Source organism: Bacillus sp. SIMBA_154 (genome assembly GCF_046536015.1).
GTDB lineage: Bacteria > Bacillota > Bacilli > Bacillales > Bacillaceae > Bacillus > Bacillus pumilus_P.
This window is the reverse complement of sequence record NZ_JAWJBV010000063.1, coordinates 1-468: the sequence shown is the minus strand read 5'-3', so window position 1 is coordinate 468 and position 468 is coordinate 1. Positions and strand designations below refer to the sequence as shown.

The following is a 468-nucleotide window of genomic DNA, read 5'->3' as shown; positions in this document are numbered from 1 at the left end:
ATGGTGGAGGATGACGGGCTCGAACCGCCGACCCTCTGCTTGTAAGGCAGATGCTCTCCCAGCTGAGCTAATCCTCCGAATAAAAATGCTGGTATGTATTATATAAAATGGTGACCCGTACGGGATTCGAACCCGTGTTACCGCCGTGAAAGGGCGGTGTCTTAACCGCTTGACCAACGGGCCCTCTATTATATGTATCTTGTGGCGGAGAGCAAGGGATTCGAACCCTTGAGACGGGGTTACCGCCTACACGATTTCCAATCGTGCTCCTTCGGCCACTCGGACAGCTCTCCAAATTGGCTCCGCAGGTAGGATTCGAACCTACGACCGATCGGTTAACAGCCGATAGCTCTACCACTGAGCTACTGCGGAATGAAGAAAGCCTGGCGATGTCCTACTCTCACAGGGGGAAACCCCCAACTACCATCGGCGCTGAAGAGCTTAACTTCCGTGTTCGGTATGGGAACG

Annotated in this window: 4 tRNA genes and 1 rRNA gene; all 5 read right to left on the bottom strand. The window is 53.6% G+C overall.

Going from position 1 to position 468, the window contains the following annotated elements:
• Position 1: 1 nt before the first annotated feature.
• Positions 2–77 (bottom strand) — tRNA-Val (locus R0K30_RS21085).
• A gap of 31 nt (positions 78–108) precedes the next feature.
• A tRNA-Glu gene (locus R0K30_RS21080) sits at positions 109–183 on the bottom strand.
• A 19-nt stretch (positions 184–202) separates the two neighbouring features.
• Positions 203–293: transfer RNA gene (locus tag R0K30_RS21075), tRNA-Ser, on the bottom strand.
• 4 nt (positions 294–297) lie between these two features.
• Positions 298–372: transfer RNA gene (locus R0K30_RS21070), tRNA-Asn, on the bottom strand.
• 9 nt (positions 373–381) lie between these two features.
• Positions 382–468, bottom strand: a 5S ribosomal RNA gene (gene rrf, locus R0K30_RS21065); the annotation flags it as partial.